The organism is Gimesia sp., assembly GCF_048260065.1.
Lineage (GTDB): Bacteria > Planctomycetota > Planctomycetia > Planctomycetales > Planctomycetaceae > Gimesia.
The window spans coordinates 676,705-693,347 of record NZ_JBLXHC010000002.1; the positions used below are offsets into that span (position 1 = coordinate 676,705).

Below are 16,643 nucleotides of genomic sequence, written 5' to 3' on the forward strand. Positions count from 1 at the left end.
AATTGAAAGAATCTAATAGATTGAACGATTCCATAGCTAAATGTAAATCGCTCTAGACACACGTTACGGTCCGAGAAAAAGAACGTTGAGTTTCATTAGGAATCCTGTTGATAAGCGATAAGGAACAGCCAGATGAAGGATGACGGTATCAAGTCTCTTGCAGGTCAAAAAACCTTAAAGGTATTACCTGATATCAAAATTATCCTGGAACTGATCAGTAAAGGTGTATCACTGCATGATACATTGAATACCCTGGTGGAATATATCGAGACCAACAGCAACGAAATGATCTGTTCTATTTTGTTGCTGGATGACGAGAAGCAACTCCGTCATGGTGCCGCACCAAATTTACCTCAAGATTATATCAGGAATATTGATGGTACCCCAATCGGCCCCAACCAGGGGTCATGTGGTACGGCTGCTTTCAATAATCAACAGATTGTCGTGGCGGATATTGCTAACGATCCATTATGGGTTGATTATAAAGAACTGGCATTACTCTATGACCTGCGCGCTTGCTGGTCGACGCCGATTCGTTCTTCGACCGGAAATGTACTGGGTACTTTTGCCATTTACTATAATCAACCCTGTAAACCAAGTGAATATCATCTGCAACTCATCGAGCAGGCCATTTATCTGGCAGCGATTGCAATTGAACACGCGAGAGTCGAAGAGGACCTGTTGAAAAGTGAAGAGGAATTACGAGCTTCGTTTCACTTGATTGAATCCATTCGAAATCTGCTGGAGAATTACATCGTTGATTCCGATTCCAGTCAGGTTTTTGAAGATCTGTTATTGACGATTCTAAATACTTCGGATAGCGAGTATGGATTCATCACTGAAGTACAATGGATGAAATCGGGCGCCCCCTGTTTTCAAATTCGAGCGAGCAAACGCAGGTTTGCAAAAGCTGGAGTGCATGGGTATCAGAACGGTCCGTTTTCTGAGATCTTGGAATCTGGTGATCTGGAATCCTTTTTTGATCAGATTGTGAATAGTGGAGAAGCTGTGACAATCGGTGGGCCAATTGAGCAACCGCAACTTTGCAGTATGGTTAAATCATTGTTTGGAAAGGAATTGCGGACGTGTATCGGTTTGCCAATCAACTCACAGGGGAATCTGGCAGCAGTCGTAGTCATCGCAAATCGACTTGCAGGATACAGTAAAGAATTTATTGAATTTATAAAACCTCTGCTGATCACCGGCGGGACCTTACTCAAAGCTCATCGAAATGAGATGACACGTGTAATCAATGAACGGGCTTTAAAGGTTTCTGAAGAACGATTTTCTAAGGTATTTCATCTGAATCCACTGGGTAAAGTCATCATCAATTTCAAGACAGAACAATTGATAGATGTGAATGAGTCTTTTTTGATTACGACACAATACGCACGTGAAGAGATCATGGGGCAAACCATTCATGAACTCAACTTATTTGCCGATCAAGTTCACTGGCAGGATATTGTCGGAATTGCGCGTAAAGAAGGGATGGTTTATGATCAAGAGACATTACTGCAAACCAAAAGTGGTGAGATTCGATATATCCAATGCTATGCCTGCTTAATTCAGGCAACCGGAGATCCATTACTATTAGTCATGTTTAAGGATTTTACCGAACAGAAACATGCCAAGGAAATAAACAGGCAGTTGCAGATACAACTGCAACATGGTCAGAAAATGAAAGCCATGGGGCAGCTGGCTGCTGAAGTAGCGCACGAGTTCAATAATATACTCGTGGGAATCAACATGAATTCGGAACTGTTATTGCTGACAGCGGAAAACGAGCTGCCCGAAGAGTATCGCAGCCCATTAGTGGAAATTAAGAATTCTGGTGAGCGGGCTACCGAACTGATAAAGCAGATGTTGACTTTCGGACGAAAGAAAGAACCTAATACATCCTGGATTGCCCTGAACAGGCTGGTCGAATCTCACCAGAAAATGTATCAACGGATTCTGGGGGAAGGCATTAAATTTCAACTTGACCTGGATCTGAATACGAGGCCCGCCTGGGCAGATGAAGCTGAGATTGAACAGGCTTTGATAAATCTGGTAGTCAATGCACGCGATGCGATGCCTGCGGGAGGGACTCTGGCAATCCGCACTCAGAATGTTCTCTTTACAGAAGACCAGCTTGTGCGGGAATATGTCACCCTTCCCGGATCCTATTCTCAGATCTCTGTGATTGATAATGGTTGCGGGATGTCCGCAGAAACAGTAGAGCAGATTTTTGAACCATTTTTCACGACCAAACCAGCAGAAATGGGAACCGGGCTTGGTCTTTCCACTGTCTTCAGAGATATTTCCAATAATGGTGGATTCATCTCAGTGGAGAGTCAGCTGGGAGAAGGGACAGAATTCAGAATCTATCTCCCCCAGGAGCAAGGCAAGACCGTTGAGACTCATACGGACGCTCTTGCTGCTTCGCATAACTCGATCATCGGCGGTACCGAAACTTTACTTGTCTGCGATGATGAAGAATCAGTGCTTACTGTGGTGTCAGCGTTATTGGAAAAAATTGGATACACGGTTATCAAGGCGCTGGGGCCACATCAGGCGATTCAAGCACTCCAATCTCACATCGGGAAAATCTCACTGTTATTAACTGATTTTAACATGCCTGAAATGAATGGACAGCAACTGGCAAAACAGTTAATGGAACTCGATCCAGATCTGAAAGTCATTCTTTTATCAGGTATGACAGGTGATATTCTGGATAATGTCGATGATTTTGAATTAATCCAGAAACCGGCACAAATTGGTCTATTGGCTCAAAAAATACGGAAAGTACTGGGAGATGAACAATGAGTGAAATCGCAAATCTTTCAGATCCATTATTCCGTTTTTAAATTCCGCTATGAGTGAACCTGCTGTGATTTCTGGTTGTCCTGATGTTGTCACAGGAGCAACTGTTGGATCAGTGCGATCCGGGTCTTGTCGGTTTAGAAAGTACATATATGCCTGTCTGGGATGCAGATCAGTATTTGAAATTTCAGCGTGAACGGACGCAGCCTGCCATTGACCTGGCGGCACGCGTGAGGTTGGAATCACCCCGACGGATTGTAGATGTGGGCTGTGGTCCGGGGAACAGTACCGCGGTCTTGGCGCAGCGTTTCCCGGATGCAGAACTCAGCGGACTGGACAGTTCGGCTGAGATGCTGGAAACCGCGCGGGAATCACAACCTGACATACATTGGTTTCAGGCAGACATCAGCAGCTGGGAACCGGAAACGAGGTATGATCTGCTGTTTTCGAATGCGGTGCTGCAATGGGTGCCGGACCATGCAACGATCTTTCCCCGGTTGATGCGTTTTCTGGAACCGGAAGGCGCTTTGGCCGTGCAACTACCGATGCATTACGACTCTCCCCTGCACTACCATGTCAAGGAACTCTCAGCGCTGCCGGAGTGGTATGGGCAGACCGCAGGTGCCCATGAGGCGCTGGGTTCTGAATCGCGGTCGTTTTATTACGATCTACTGGCACCGTTAAGTTCGGAACTGGAGCTCTGGGAAACAGAGTACATCCATGTGATGGAGAACGTCGAAGCGATTCTGGAATGGTTCCGGGGGACGGGGCTCAGACCCTACCTGGAAGCGCTGCCGGATGATGAAGTCCGAGGTCGCTTTGAAGCCGTCCTGCTGGAGCGTTACCGCGTCGCTTATCCGATTCAGAAAAACGGGAAAGTGCTGTTTCCCTTTCGACGGCTGTTTATTGTGGCGTATCGCTGAGTTGCGTTGATCTTGTCTCGTTTATGAATTTCTTTCAGGGAATCTGTGTGGTGAGTGGAATGGTGTATGGAATATTTCTGGTGCTGCTCTGCCTGTGGGGTACGGGCAGCCAATGTCTGTCGAGGCTGGGATTGAAAGTCGGTTCGTGTTGTCTGACGGGAATCGTATTTGGCTGTTTCGGGCTGAGCTATCTTGTGGGCCTGTTTTACAATTTCGGGCTGTATAACACAAATCATTATTCGAGCCAGATCCTGCTGACCTATCTGCTGGTGGCACTGATGGTCAGTTTCTTTCTCATCCCCCTTTCTCTCATTGCGGCCCTGTATCTGCCTGCGACCAGTCTGCGTATTCATGAACATTCAGAACAGTTATGATCCGTGAAATGAACTGGACTTGAATAAACTGCCTCGACTGATAACATTCCTGTTCGAGAAAACTGCTATGAACGCGTCATACTCCAGCCGGAACTGAGGGACTGTCTTTGATCTCTGCCACTGATATTGACCGTGAGGGATACCAGATTCTCACAGCACCACTGTCCCGGGATACGCTGTTGCAGATAGAGGATGTATTGGGTTCTGCCCGTGACGAAAGTTTTCGACAGCGGCGGAATGGTTCCCGTTATGCGATCCGTAATGCCCACCTGTTACTACCTGGCTTGCGGTCGCTGCTTGAAGCGGGGGCAATCAGGGAGTTGGCCTGTGATGTGCTGGAACAACCGGTGACACTGGTAAGTGCAACGCTGTTTGACAAGCAACCCGGCGCAAACTGGTTTGTGCCGCCCCATCAGGATCTGCAGACTCCGATTCAGGGACGAACCGAAGCTCCCGGCTGGATTAACTGGTCGGTCAAAGCGGGACAGCAATATGCAGAACCGCCGTTGGAGGTTTTTCGGCAGATGCTGGCAGTACGGGTGCACCTGGATGAATGCCCTGGTGAGAATGGCGCACTGGAGGTGGTTCCAGGGAGTCATCGCATGAGGCTCTCAGAAGAGGATGTCTCACTAATTCCCGAGCGCGCATTTCGACTCTGCCCGGTCGATGTTGGTGAAGTGATGTTGATGAATCCCCTGCTGGTGCATCGGTCTCGCAGTTCACGATTACCAAAAAGACGACGGGTGCTGCATGTTGTGTATTCTGCAGCAGTTCTGCCTCAGGGTATTGAGTGGACTTAAACGTTAAGGGTTCGCCTGGTTTTTCGTGAAGACTGTTGAAGAACTCGAAATCAACGCTTGTGCTGTTCATATGAATCTATTCAAATGTTGATATCTATTCTAAGGTGTCGAGATTTGCAGCAAATCGATTCATTGAAAACAGTCAGGATAACAGAGTGAACGATCAATACAATCTGGATGATGCTGTTCGTGATGCAAACCAGGCATCCATCGCTGCATTTATCGCAGCCGCTGTCAGTGGATTACTCATCGTCGCTGCAATGGCCTCTTCTGCCGATGGCCCCCTCGGACAGTTTGCTGATCCCGTTAACCTGATCGATGTTGCCCTGGTGGTGGCGTGTGGGGTTGGTCTCCGGTTCTATTCCAGAACTGCTGCTATCACACTCGTGATTTATTATATTCTAGCGAAAATCATCATGATGCTGGAGGAGGGCCGACCTTCAGGGCTTCTGTTTACCTTTATCTGGCTTTACTTTTACTGGAAGGGGATCAGAGGTTCCTTTGCCTATCACCGCTTGAGAAAAGAAGCGGATTCCAATTATCGGTCCACACCAGTCTGGTTTTACTATTTCGTGATTCCGGTCGGGGGAATTATTCTGAGCCTGGTCGTTTTAGGTTTAAGCCTGTTTGGACTCGGACTGATCGCTGAAAGTGGAGCCTTAGTCAATTCAGCGGTGATTACAGGCGACCAGCTATCAGAAAGTGACTTACAACTGCTTCTTGATGAAGGAATCATCAGACCTGATGAAACCGTGCTTTATTTTTATTCGGCGGGCATCACTTCCATTTCAGATGACGGGAATCTGTTGACTGATAAACGTGTCGTTTCTTATGAGAGAATCGAAGGCGTATTAGAGGTCTACGCAGCGAAGTATGAAGATGTGGCAGAGGTCATTATTGTAGAAGAAGGAAACTTCATCGATGATACGATTGTCGAAATCAATACAACGGATGATGATGTGTTTCTCCTGTTACTCTCTCCCCTGGAGGAAGGTGACCAGACCTTTATTAATGAACTCAGAAGTAGAGTACCGTCTAAGCCGGACCAGGTAGAACAGCAAAAAATACGAGAGAATGAAGCATGATTCGCATTGGCGATTCTGGCTTAGAGCTACCGCATCCAGCTGGTCTCGAGTGGATCTGAAAGGTTGTGGTTCTCATGCTGTTTTATGGCTTATGTGATCAGGTTGAGAAACCGACATCGAGTTCTATGAAAGTGAGAATTCATGAATCAGGAGATATGGACGAGTGTCGATGACTATTTTACGGAGTTATTTGCTCAGGAAGATGATGTCCTGAAAACTGTTTTGCGAAATAGTGCAGTCGAAGGCTTGCCCCCCTATCAGGTCTCTCCCTGCCAGGGAAAATTTCTACAATTGTTAATAGAAATACAGAATTCAAAACGCGTGCTGGAAATAGGCACGCTTGGTGGCTACAGCACGATTTGGATGTCGCGTGCATTAGGGGTAAACGGCTTGATTGTGACAATCGAAGCTGTCGAGAAGCATGCTGCTGTTGCTGCTCAGAATTTCGAACTGGCCAGACAGAGTAATAAAATTTCATTGATTCATGATGATGCAAAGAACGCATTACAGCGAATGATCAATGATGGGAATGAGCCGTTTGATCTGATCTTTATTGATGCCGACAAACCCAACAACCTTGTTTATCTTGATCTGGCGCTTCAGCTCTCACGGCCAGGAACAATTATTGTTGGTGATAATGTCGTCAGAGAGGGCGAAGTTACCAATCAGAATTCAAGCGATGATAAAGTTCGAGGCGTGAGAAAATATTGCCAGGGATTATCAGAGAATCCATTACTCAATTCAACGGCCATTCAAACTGTAGGTTCCAAAGGCTATGATGGATTCACACTGACTGTCGTGAAAGAAGGCGAGTCAACAAGCCATCCTGTTCAAGACTGATACGACCAGGGCATGGCATTGAATACTGCTCAATACGACAGCCTGCTTCTCGGAAGAAGCAGAGATACTTAAACCGTCGCTTCCACTTCCAGCGTCACCCGCGTTGATTTGAAACCGGGGGTTTTTGACAACGGATCGACGGTGTGCGGGACAAGAATATTGGCTTCCGGGTAATACATCAGCGCATTGCCGGCACGGATGTCAAATGCGCGCACCAGGATGTAAGGCATCTCCCCTGCTTCGCTCTTCACTTTGACCCGCTGATCCGGTTTGAGACCGAGGCGATCAATGTCGGCTTTGTTCATCAGGATCACGTCGCGGCGTTCCTGGCCGCGGTAGATGTCTTCATCATCGTAGACGACGCTGTTGAACTGGCCTTCGGAACGGATGGTGATCAGTCTTAACTGATCTTCGTCGGTAGAAATATCGGGGAGCGGAATCGCGTGGAACTTTGCTTTGCCACTTTCCGTAGGGAACTTGTATTCTGCCACTGCACGACCGGCGACGTGAAATTCCTTGTTGGATTCAATTGTCTGGTGCATGTTTTCATAGCCGGGAATCAGATCGGCAATCAGTTCGCGGATGGCGGAATGGCTTTCCAGTTTCTTCCAGTCGATCCGGTTATCGCCGGCGAACAGCTTCTGGCCGATGGCAGCGAGGATGGAGACTTCGCTGCGGGGACCGACATAACGGGATTTCCCGCCGTCACTCATGCGGACGTAGCTGAACATCGACTCCTGTGTCGTGGACTGCGGTTCTTCATCGCGCGGCAGCACGGGAAGAATCAGAGTTTCTTCCCCTGTGCCCCAGACGTGACCTGTATTGAGTGTCGTGGAGAGATACATGATGGTTTTAATGCGATTCATCGCTTCGAGCGCGTATTTCGTATCGGGGTTACTGCCATAAAGGTTTCCTCCCAGGCAGAACGCGAAGTCGATTTCACCGCGATGCGAGGCTTCCATGCAGGCCATGGTGTCATAACCGGGAGTGGTGGGGACCTGAATGCCCAGCTGTTTCTCCAGGCGTTCGAGCATGGCCTGTTTCAGACCCGGTGTGACGCCGACCGATCCAAGTCCCTGCACGTTGCTATGTCCGCGGATGGGCATCAGGCCTGCCTTGCGGCGACCGACCATGCCTCGCAGCAACGAAACATTCACGATGGTCTGGACGTTATTGGTTCCGTGCAGGTGATGAGTAATCCCCATGCACCAGCCGATGACGACATTTTTGGCGGAGATGTACTGGTCGGCGATCTGTTTAATGGTTGCCCGGTCAACGCCGCTCTGGGCAATGATCTCGTCCCAACTGGTCTGATTGACCTGTTCCTGGAAGGCTTCAAAGTTCTCGGTGTGTGCAGCGATGAAGCTGCTGTCATGTGCGTTTCGTTCCAGGACCTCCTTGGCGATTCCGGTGAGTAACGCCAGGTCTCCGCCGACGTGCGGCTGCACGTACATGGAGGCGATACTCGAACCGAACAGGAGACTGCGGACATCGCTGGGGACCTTGAAGTTGACCAGCCCCAGTTCTTTGACCGGATTGATGACGATGACCTTACCTCCCCGCCGCCGGATTTCCATGAAGGCTTTCATCAGCCGTGGATGGTTGGACGAAGGGTTGGCACCGATCAGAATGTAGAGGTCGGTATGTTCGAGATCTTCGAGTTTGATCGTGCCTGCGCCGGTGCCGATACTGGAACCTAAACCGACCCCGCTGGCCTGATGACAGTAATAGGAGCAGTTGTTGACATAATTCGTGCCCATTAAACGTGACATCATCTGGAATAGAAAGCCGGCTTCATTAGAGGAACGGCCGCTGGCATAGTAAAAGGTCCGCTCGGGGCCGGCTGCTTTCAAGCGGTCGACAACCAGATCAAAGGCGGCATCCCAGGAAATGGGTTTGTAATGTTTTTCACCGGGAGAGAGCAGCAGCGGTTCGGTCAGACGGCCGCTGTATTCGAGTTTGCGTGAGTTGAAAGACCGTAACTGGTCGATGTTATGTTTCGCGAAGAAGTCAGCAGCGACTGCGGGTTGCATATCGGAGGCCATCGCCTGAAACGATTTCTTACAGACTTCGGGGAACAGCCCTGCTTCGTTGACCATGCCCCCTTTTTGCCCCCCCATGCCGACTGCACAGGTTTTGCAGGCGTTTTTGGAACGCATGGATTTCCAGAGTTTCCACCAGCCCACCCGGTTTGCCAGAGTCAGACTGTATTTAATTGCTTTCCAACCGCCGCCGCTTCGTGGAGCTTTCACTTTACGCCTTCCTTTGTCGTTCAACAGGAGCACACTGCAGCGAACCGTTTCAGATTCAGCTGAACTCAATTTTCATACTTTTGCCAAAATCTGAAACCAGTTCAAGTTAGGTCGAGTATATCTAAATGAATTGATGCAATCAACGAGACGGGCTTCAATTCCGTACAGTGGGTCTTGCGAGGGTTTCCAGCCAGTTGATACAATACAGCTCCTGTCTATTACTAACTGCAGGAGGAAGGATCGCTATATGTTCTGTCGCTGCTTAAGCATTTCTGTGTTATTGATTTTCGTTTGTGCAACTCCACTCCGGGCAGAGAAACCCACTGCTTCGCCCTCCCCCGCTGATTTGACATTTCAGCTCCCCACCACTTCCGGTGAGACTGTCGAGCTGAAAAAACTGCCCGATCAGAAAGTCACGGTGGTCTGCTTTCTGGGAGCAGAGTGTCCACTCGCACGTCTGTATGGACCGAAGTTGAATGAATTGCAGGCAGCGTACCAGCCTCAGGGCGTGCGACTGATTGGTGTGAACAGTAACCAGCAGGATTCGCTGGAAGACGTGCAGGCCTATGTTAAAAAATACAAGATTCAGTTTCCCATGGCGAAGGATTACGGGAACGAAGTCGCCGATCGCTACCAGGCATTGCGAACTCCAGAAGTGTTTGTCCTGGATGAAAACCTGAAGATCCAGTATCGGGGCCGGATCGACAATCAGTATCTTCCTGGTATTTCCCGCGCCGAAACGACGTCGAATGACCTGAAAAACGCACTGGACCAGGTTCTCTCAGGAAAACCAGTCAAGCTGGCGGTGACAGAACCAAACGGCTGTTTCATCGGACGCGTCAAAAAAACGGAAGTCACCACCAGTCTGACGTTCTGTAAAGAAGTCGCACGGGTTTTGAATCAGCATTGTGTAGAATGTCATCGTAAAGGAGAGATCGCCCCCTTCAGCCTGACCGACTATGACGAAGTCCGGGGCTGGGCCGACACGATGCTGGAAACGATTGATGACGGACGGATGCCTCCCTGGCATGCGAGTCCGAAATATGGTCATTATGCCAATGCCCGTTTCATGTCGGATGAGGATAAGAAAGTGCTCCGCGACTGGGTTGCCGGCGGAATGCCTTATGGTGATGTGAAAGACATGCCGAAACTCCCCGAATTCCGCGAAGGCTGGCATCTGCCGGAAATTCCCGAAGCGGTGTTCGAGATGCGAAAACAACCCTATCAGGTTCCCGCTGAAGGGGTGGTTGAATATCAGTACTTCGTAGTTGACCCCGGCTTTAAAAAGGATAAATGGGTGACCGGGGCGCAGGTGCTGCCGGGCAATCGCTCAGTGGTGCACCATGCCATTGTTTTCATCCGTCCACCCGATGGAGCCGACTTCCGGGGGATTGGCTGGCTGACGGCGTATGTCCCGGGACAGCGGATCAAGAAACTGCCGGAAGGACGGGCCCGCCGGGTACCTGCCGGTTCGAAGCTGGTATTTCAGATGCATTACACGCCGAACGGCTCGGTCGCAGAAGATATTTCGAAAGTTGGTCTCCTGTTTGGTAAAGAAGAAGAGATCACGCACGAAGTCTTCACGCTGATTGGCATCGATCAGGAGTTCGAAATTCCACCGCACGCCAAAGATTTCCCGGTGACAGCAAAAGTGCGTCGGATTCCCGCGGAAGCAGAACTGCTGGCAATCGCACCGCACATGCATTTGCGGGGCAAATCGTTTCGACTGTTTATGAAGCAGAAAAAAGAGTCGGAGATTCTGCTGGATGTTCCGAATTACGATTTCAACTGGCAGCACATCTATGAGCTCAGTCAGCCGATGAAACTGGACGATGTGGACTCGCTGGAATTTACCGTGAAATTCGACAATTCCAAAGAGAATCCGTTCAACCCCGATCCCAGCGAGTACGTGACCTGGGGGGATCAGACCTGGGAAGAAATGGCGATTGCATTTTTCGAAGTCGCCGAACCCCGGAAGAAGAAAAAAGCTGTAAAACCAAAGCCTCAGAAGAAAATGAGCGAAGCAGAGCTGAAACAGAGAGAAGAGGAAAGAAAACGCGACTTTGAGAAACAGGCTGCTGAATTCTTCAAGCGGTTTGATAAAAACGGCGACGGGCATGTCATGCTGGAAGAAGTCCCGCTGGCGGTGCAGCGATATGGTCATATTCGAGACCATGATAATGATGGCGAGATTCAAATCGATGAACTGGAATTCCCTGTCAGGAAAAAAAGATGAGTCTTGTCTGAACGTTCGCGTTCGCTCTGTTCTATTTTCTGCGATACTTGATCCCTACAACTGAAAGAAAGAGAATCGAGAGTGTTTCGCGCGTTTAATCGATGTTCTGTCTGGATGGCCGACCATCCTGTCATGGTCACGCTGTTTATTCTGCTGCTGAGTGGAATTGCGATGCTGGGCTACACAATGCCCGAAGAGGTTCGCGACTGGTTTAAACCGGCTCCCGCAGAACAGGTACAGCAGAAAGCGGATAAACCACGCAAGGTACGCGAAGCCCCCCCGGATGTTGACCCGATCAGTCTGACCGACGCCGATACTATTCTGGTGATAGATTCAGAAAACTTCTTCACGACGGATCGAATTAAAGCGCTGCGCGAGATTGTTGAACAGATTGAATCACTGGATTATGTCAGCAGTGTGTTCTGGCTGGAAGATATTCCGAATCTGAATATCTTCGGGTTACGCGAGCCTTTGATTCCCAATGAACGGGCTTCTCAGAAACGACTGGATGCTGCGAAAGAGAAAGCTGTGGCACACCCGCTGGCGGGTGGTCAGATGCTGTCGGTCGATGGGAACACGCTGTTGCTGATGATCAAGTTCGACTGGCTGCATGTGACGGATGATGACGCCTGTACGACCGGCTTGAAAGAAGTGGCACGCGAAGCTGCTGCGAAATATCCGGACGTGGATTTCTCTTTTCTGACGACGGGACGGGTACCAATCTATCTGACTGCCGTGCGGACTCATAATGCGAACAAGGTGAAATACCAGGTCATCGGTTATGGCATGATCCTGTTCATGGCGATCATTTTGTTTCGCGGGATCTCTGCCGTGATCATTGTCGCGCTGGCGCCGATGTTCGGCGTTTTTCTGACGATGGGGTTTATCCAGTTCCTGGATTTTCAGGACAATCCGTTTAATGACGTTGTGCTGCCGGTTTTATTGAGTCTGGTGGGACTGACAGATGGCGTGCATCTGATGGTGCAGATCCGAAAACACCGGGCTGCCGGTTTGAGTGGTCGGGATGCCGCCCGGCGGGGCGTGCAGGAGGTCGGGCTGGCCTGTCTGTTGACTTCCGTCACGACGGCCATCGGCTTTGGCTCGCTTTCACTGGCCCATCATGAAACCGTGCGCGAATTCGGATACAGTTGTGTGGTCGGAGTGCTGCTGACTTTTATCGCGGTGATTACGGTCATTCCCCTGGCCTGCCGCACCTGGCTGGGACGTTCGATTCATGTCGGCTATGGGAAAGGGATCATCGATCGGCATCTGGGTCGCATCAGTGTTATTATTGAGATGGTTCTCAAGCGGACCCGTCTGATCAGTTCGCTGGGGATCGGTGTCACCGTGGTTCTGATTCTGATTTCACTGACTCTGCGCCCCGATGAACGGCGGGCCAATATGCTGCCGGACGGTTCCGAAGCAGCGGTAGCCCTCAGTCATATGGACCGGGCGATGGGCGGGCTGGAACATTCGCGCGTGCATGTAACCTGGGATGATGATGTTCCCTCCGATTCCCCGGAAGTGCTGATTGCCATCAGTGAAGTTGATGATTTACTGCTTAAGGAAGATCTGATCGGCCATCCGATTTCGATCCGCAATATCCTGGGAGCACTGCCGGGTGAAGGCAAACCGGAAGAGCGGATGTCGATGATGGATCTGCTGCCTCCTCCACTGAAGCGTGCTTTCTATACACCGGAACGTAATCAGGCCGAAGTCAGTTTTCATGTGCAGGATCTGGGCATCGCCCGCTATGGTCCGACCTTCACGCGGATCGAAGAAGGACTGAAAACGATTGGCGCAGCGCATCCACACTTTCAATTTGAGTTGACCGGTTCGGCGGTTTGGCGCTGGCGGAACCTGTATCAGATCGTGGTGGACCTGGCGTCCAGCCTGGGAAGTGCCGCGATTATCATTCTGGTTGTGCTGGCATTTGCCTTCCATTCTCTGCGGCTGGGGTTGATTTCCATCATTCCGAACATGTTTCCCCTGGCTGTCACCGGCGCGTTTCTGGTCTTTACCGGGCAGGCGCTGGAGATTGTCAGCGTGTGTGCGTTTACAGTCTGTCTGGGAATTGCCGTCGACGATACGATTCACTTTCTGACCCGATTCCGGGAAGAACAGCTCCTGGTCGACAGCGATGACGAAGCCATCCGTCGCGCTTTTACCGGCGTGGGAACAGCATTGATCATGACGACGGTGATTCTGGTCGCCGGCTTTTCGACGGTGATTTTCAGTGACATGCGCGATCAGCGGATCTTCGCCATCATGAGCGGGCTGACGATTTCGTCTGCCTTGTTTGGGGACCTGGTCTTCCTGCCAGCGTTGCTCGCACGCTACGCCAAACGTTCCCAGGTGCCTGCGATGGAAGAACCGGAGGAAATACCTGATCCCACGGTGGTGGAACAGACGCTGGTCGGCGAGTAATCGTATCCCGTTGCTGTAACTCCAGTGACTGCCTGTGATATCGATTTCAAGCCGTCATTCGCTCGCTTTTCGTCTTTCGGAAATGGTTTCGGAATACTGTAAGTAAAGTTAAATAATTTGACTTTGCAGCCGATAAACGTTATAAAGGATTCCCACCACTGTAGTTATATTCGTTGAGAGTTCAGCGAAATGACTCCCGCCTTAAAAGATGTTCCCCGACATGAAGGAACAGCGCTTTGTTAAATCGCTTGCATGCATTCCTGCTGACCGGCTTGTTCTCACTGTCTGCGTGGACGTTCTCTGCGACCGCCGCTGAAGAACCGGTGACGTTTGAAAAAGACATCCGTCCTATTTTCAAGGCGTACTGCTTTCATTGTCACGGCGAAGAAAAAGAACTTTCCGGCGCACTCGATCTGCGCTTGAAGCGTTTGATTCTGAAAGGAGGCGATTCAGGAGAGTCCCTTGTGCCCGGCAACCATGCCGACAGTCTGCTGTTTCAATACGTGGAATCGGGCGATATGCCTCCCGATGAAAAACTGCGATTGAAACCCGAAGAAGTCGCGTTGATCGCCAGATGGATTGATCAGGGCGCTGCTGCGGGACCGGAGCCAACGGGTGATGTGAAACCGGGTGAGTTTCTGGTCACAGAAGCCGAACGCTCACACTGGGCCTTTCAACCCATTCAAAAAGTCAAACTTCCGGAAGTCGCGCGTCTCTCTAAAGAGGGGAAAGCAGCGAAACTGAATCCCGTAGATGCGTTTGTTGCCCGGAAACTTTCGCAGCATGGGCTCTGGTTTTCTGAGGAAGCGGATCGACTGACGCTGATTCGTCGTGCTGCCTTTGATTTAACCGGCCTCCCTCCTGCTCCCGAAGATGTGAAAACGTATCTGGCAGACAAGTCAGCGGATGCCTATGAGAAAATGATTGATCGTCTGCTGGCCTCTCCCCATTACGGGGAACGCTGGGCACGGCACTGGCTGGATGTCGCCGGGTACGCGGATTCAGAAGGCTACAATGATAAAGATGTGATTCGTGCAGATGCGTGGCATTATCGCGATTATGTGATTCGCTCACTGAATGCTGATAAACCCTGGGATGAGTTTATCAGCGAACAACTGGCAGGTGATGAACTGGTCAAAGCCACGCATGCGACCGCGCAGAAACTGGTCGATCAGGATCCGGCGGTGTGCGACAAGTTGACAGCGACAGGATTTTTACGTCTGGCACCGGACGGAACGGGCTCGAGTCCGATGGACCCTGCTCTGGCCCGGAATCAGGTGATCACGGAAACCGTGAAAATTATGTCCTCGTCGTTACTGGGGATGACCGTCGGTTGTGCCGAGTGTCATCATCACCGGTTCGATCCGATTCCCCAGGAAGACTTTTATCGCCTGCGGGCAGTGATTGCTCCCGTGTACGATGCCGACAAATGGCGGATGCCTGCCAGTCGTCGGGCCGCGCTGATGTCGAAAGAAGAAAAAGCGAAAGCGGCAGAACTGTCGGCGCAAGTCAAAAAGCTGGATGAGCAGCATAATCAGATTAAGGCAGAAGTAACGCAGCTGATCGCAGAACGGGTGCTGAAAGAAGTTCCTGAAGCAGATCGTGAACGGGCTCAGACCGCTTATGAAACGGCCGTCAAGGAACGGACCGCAGAACAGACGGATTTCCTGAAGAAGAAATACCCGATGCTGGACCTGCTGGTTCCCGGACGTCTGCATCTGTTCCTGGCACGCTACAAAGATGGTAAGGAACTGGCCAAGCGCTATGAAGACGTGAAAGCCGAAGCTGATGAACTGAGAAAGCAGATCCCACAGCCGGAATACATCCGTGTGGCGACCGAAGACACTCAGCATCTACCGGAAACGTTTGTCTTTTACCGGGGGGATATGTCGTCTCCCGAATCAGAAAAGATTGCGCCGGGGGGATTGATGGTTGTCGGTTCCAAAACGCAAAACACCTTTCCCGTCAATGATCCCGCGATCCCGACGTCTGGTCGTCGACTGGCTTATGCCCGTTATCTGACGAGTGGCCAGCATCCGCTGGTGGCTCGTGTGTTGATGAACCGCTTCTGGATGCATCATTTCGGGCAGGCCATCGTTGATTCGACGGGAGATTTTGGTTCGCGCTCTGCTACTCCGACGCATCCCGAACTGCTGGACTGGCTGGCTGCCGACTTCATGGAGCATGGCTGGGAATTAAAGCGGATTCACCGGTTGATCATGACTTCGCGGACCTATCGTCAAACCTCTGCTGCGCAATCCGAACAAGCGATGGCAGTGGATGCGGATAACCGGCTGCTCTGGAGAATGAACCTGAGACGACTGGAAGCGGAATCCATCCGCGATGCGATTCTGGCCGTCAGCGGCGAACTGAATCGGGACCAGTTTGGCGCACCGATTCCCGTCTCACTGGCTGACAGTGGAATCATTACGGTAGGTACAGGAAAAGTTTCACCCGATCGGCGGGAACTGAAGCGTTCTATCTATATCCAGGTAAGACGCACTCAGCCGGTTACGATGCTGAACGCCTTTGATGCACCGAGTATGGAGCCAAACTGCGAGCGACGGGTCTCTTCGACTGTGGCGACGCAGTCACTGGCCTTGCTGAACAGCGAGTTCATGCGGGAGCACTCTGTTGCGTTTGCCAAACGGGTGCTGGCGACTGCGGGCAAATCTGCTGATGACGCGAAACTGGTGCAGACCGCCTGGGAACTGGCATTGAGTAGTGAACCGTCGCCGGCAGAAATGCAGGCGCTGCAGAAACATTTTCAATTACAGTTACAGGAATACCAGGCGAAAAAAGTAAAAGACCCTCAACAGGAAGCTTTGGCTTCTCTATGTCATGTGCTGTTTGGTACCAATCAGTTTTTATACGTCGAATAAATCTATTTATGGTCAGGTGTCA

At 50.6% G+C, this 16,643-nt stretch carries 10 protein-coding genes; 9 read left to right on the forward strand and 1 reads right to left on the reverse strand.

Going from position 1 to position 16,643, the window contains the following annotated elements; genetic code table 11:
• Positions 1–132 precede the first annotated feature (132 nt).
• The 6 genes from ACN0YN_RS05735 to ACN0YN_RS05760 all read left to right on the forward strand — a co-directional run bounded on the left by ACN0YN_RS05735 (position 133) and on the right by ACN0YN_RS05760 (position 6,824).
• Entirely contained in the window at positions 133–2,805 is a 2,673-nt protein-coding gene (locus ACN0YN_RS05735; protein ID WP_417384032.1) for a GAF domain-containing protein, read from the forward strand.
• 104 nt (positions 2,806–2,909) lie between these two features.
• Entirely contained in the window at positions 2,910–3,725 is an 816-nt protein-coding gene (locus ACN0YN_RS05740) for a methyltransferase domain-containing protein (RefSeq protein ID WP_417384033.1), read from the forward strand.
• A 50-nt stretch (positions 3,726–3,775) separates the two neighbouring features.
• Positions 3,776–4,099: a hypothetical protein gene (locus tag ACN0YN_RS05745; RefSeq protein WP_417384034.1), complete on the forward strand. Its 324-nt coding sequence runs from the start codon at positions 3,776–3,778 to the stop codon at positions 4,097–4,099.
• Between the two features lie 107 nt (positions 4,100–4,206).
• On the forward strand, positions 4,207–4,899 hold the full coding sequence (locus ACN0YN_RS05750) for a phytanoyl-CoA dioxygenase family protein (protein ID WP_417384035.1): 693 nt from the start codon (positions 4,207–4,209) through the stop codon (positions 4,897–4,899).
• 155 nt (positions 4,900–5,054) lie between these two features.
• Positions 5,055–5,984, forward strand: a complete 930-nt coding sequence (locus ACN0YN_RS05755) for a hypothetical protein (RefSeq protein ID WP_417384036.1) — start codon at positions 5,055–5,057, stop codon at positions 5,982–5,984.
• A 141-nt stretch (positions 5,985–6,125) separates the two neighbouring features.
• Complete coding sequence (locus tag ACN0YN_RS05760) at positions 6,126–6,824, forward strand: O-methyltransferase (protein ID WP_417384037.1); 699 nt, start codon at positions 6,126–6,128, stop codon at positions 6,822–6,824.
• Positions 6,825–6,892: 68 nt separating this feature from the next.
• Here ACN0YN_RS05760 and ACN0YN_RS05765 read toward each other — a convergent pair whose 3' ends face one another.
• Complete coding sequence (locus ACN0YN_RS05765) at positions 6,893–9,076, reverse strand: FdhF/YdeP family oxidoreductase (protein ID WP_417384038.1); 2,184 nt, start codon at positions 9,074–9,076, stop codon at positions 6,893–6,895.
• A gap of 247 nt (positions 9,077–9,323) precedes the next feature.
• On the opposite strand from ACN0YN_RS05765, the gene ACN0YN_RS05770 reads away from it, so the two are divergent.
• The 3 genes from ACN0YN_RS05770 (at position 9,324) to ACN0YN_RS05780 (ending at position 16,621) form a co-directional block, all read left to right on the forward strand.
• The gene (locus tag ACN0YN_RS05770; protein WP_417384039.1) at positions 9,324–11,312 is read left to right on the forward strand and encodes a redoxin domain-containing protein; all 1,989 of its coding nucleotides are present in this window, start codon (positions 9,324–9,326) and stop codon (positions 11,310–11,312) included.
• An 81-nt stretch (positions 11,313–11,393) separates the two neighbouring features.
• Positions 11,394–13,739 carry an efflux RND transporter permease subunit gene (locus ACN0YN_RS05775; RefSeq protein ID WP_417384040.1) on the forward strand — a complete coding sequence of 782 codons (2,346 nt, stop codon included), beginning with the start codon at positions 11,394–11,396 and terminating at the stop codon, positions 13,737–13,739.
• Between the two features lie 236 nt (positions 13,740–13,975).
• Positions 13,976–16,621, forward strand: coding sequence for a PSD1 and planctomycete cytochrome C domain-containing protein (locus ACN0YN_RS05780; RefSeq protein WP_417384041.1), 2,646 nt, complete (start codon positions 13,976–13,978; stop codon positions 16,619–16,621).
• The last annotated feature ends 22 nt before the right edge of the window (positions 16,622–16,643 follow it).